We start from the raw sequence: 1,601 nt of genomic DNA on the forward strand, positions 1-1,601 counted from the left end.
GAATTCCACCAAGCACGCCCAGACCAAGCGGGTATAAAGCGGGCTGTCATCTCTAACCATCTCAACCCCATCTCTATTGCCATAACAGACCCGCGTATCCGCTGCCATGCAAGCCCTTGGTCAATCAAATCATAGAGGTTTGGAACATAAGGCGAAAGTTCACCAAGTCCATATTCTTCAATCAACCATGGCAAAAAGCGGGGAGGGCGTGTGATTAGTTTTGCACGTGAAATCCCCAAAACAGACCCATCAACATCTTGATGAAAGTCGCAAGCATCGGCAAGGCGTTTCTCAAATTCTGTTGCATGGGTGGGGAGGAGGGAACCAACCATTAGCGTGCACGCCCTTTGAAGTTTAAGGTGATTTTGCCAATCGATAAGATTTCTTCATCACAAACTGCACTGTCCTTTGTGGGTGTAATGGCAATCACTTTTTGGACACCAGGGATCATCAGTTTTGAAACCCACCACGAGAGGCTTAATTCACGACCAATGGCTTGTTCTTGTCTCCATGCTGCTCTTAAATTTGCCTCCATTGTCGTGAGAATTTTCAAAGATGTTTCCGGTAACAGCCAAACATCTGCTTCTAAATCCAGCACTTTTTTGACAGCAGCGTGAACAATGATTGTATCATTGGTCATGATGATATTTTTTCTGTGAAGAGCTTGTGAAACTGTTTGTAAGAGATCTTCAGAGGCTGTTCCTTCTTCATTGTTGCCAAAAAGAGCAACATAGATGGTTGGGTCTTTGCCTTTACGGTAAACAATCGCATCCTTAACACGACTATCGCTTGAGAGAGCGATAAGTTTGTAATAGGGCTCTGTCCCGCTCCCATTGCCACCACGGGCATGAAGCTGTATGCGTTCACGATACCTCTCATCACTCTCACCCTCTAAGCGGGCAATACCATGCCAGTTTCCCAAAGCATCAAGGGATTCACCGGTGGCAAAATCAAGAATATTATTGCGTGCCGCCTCATTGATACGCTGTCTTAAAAGCAGTTCTCGATAGCTAAAAGCCTCAATAACTTTTACAGCTGGATCACTTTCAAGAATGGTATATTCAGGCAAAAGCTTTTTTAAATGAGCAAGAGCCGCAGCGCGGATTTCCTCAAAAGAAAGTTCTGTAATAATTTCCGGTTTTGCAAGCACTCCATTCATTTTATCAATAATCCTTCCATGGTAATGGGCTTGCCGGATGGCAAATAAATTCCTTCAAAGGATAAAGAAACTTGTCCAGCCTCACTCCATTTAAAATCAATTTTTTTCAATTTAAAACGCGGTTCCCACTTGTCTAAAGCCTCAGCAACAGCAGCATAAAGAGCAACAGCAAAAGCATTATTCACTGGAGCATCAATGAGTTCTGCAACACGTGAACCATAATCACGACGCATTACACGCGAACCAATCCGCGTTGACAAAATATCAAGGATTGATTGGCGTAAATGATCAATGCCGGTTAATGGCTTTCCTGTTGTACGGTCCATTCCACTGTTCAATTGGGACCTCCTGTCATGGAACCACCAGGGAAAACACCCCCATGAACATGGGTTGCTCCTACATTGGTGCTGTTATGTTTTAGTCCACTTGAATGAATGGAAAC

Annotated in this window: 3 protein-coding genes and 1 pseudogene; all 4 read right to left on the reverse strand. The window is 44.0% G+C overall.

Annotation, left to right across the window (positions count from 1 at the left end; genetic code table 11):
• A partial coding sequence (locus tag ACFIMX_RS07660; RefSeq protein WP_375694281.1) for a phage tail protein occupies positions 1-332 on the reverse strand: 332 nt, incomplete at its 3' end.
• Positions 332-1,159 (reverse strand): baseplate J/gp47 family protein, encoded by an 828-nt coding sequence (locus tag ACFIMX_RS07665; protein ID WP_375694282.1) that lies wholly within the window; start codon positions 1,157-1,159, stop codon positions 332-334. The genes ACFIMX_RS07665 and ACFIMX_RS07660, both read right to left, overlap by 1 nt.
• A complete protein-coding gene (locus ACFIMX_RS07670; RefSeq protein ID WP_041581347.1) occupies positions 1,156-1,497 on the reverse strand; it encodes a GPW/gp25 family protein in 342 nt (113 codons plus the stop codon). Before ACFIMX_RS07670 ends, ACFIMX_RS07665 begins: the two co-directional genes overlap by 4 nt.
• A pseudogene (locus tag ACFIMX_RS07675) lies at positions 1,494-1,601 on the reverse strand (phage baseplate assembly protein V); the annotation flags it as partial. The pseudogene ACFIMX_RS07675 and the gene ACFIMX_RS07670, both read right to left, overlap by 4 nt.

It is taken from the genome of Bartonella sp. AD24XZML (genome assembly GCF_042196485.1).
GTDB lineage: Bacteria > Pseudomonadota > Alphaproteobacteria > Rhizobiales > Rhizobiaceae > Bartonella.

Excerpts from the sequence above, each read along its gene's own strand:
- ACFIMX_RS07665 (WP_375694282.1), bottom strand. The coding sequence starts at position 1,159 with ATGAATGGAGTGCTTGCAAAACCGGAAATTATTACAGAACTTTCTTTT.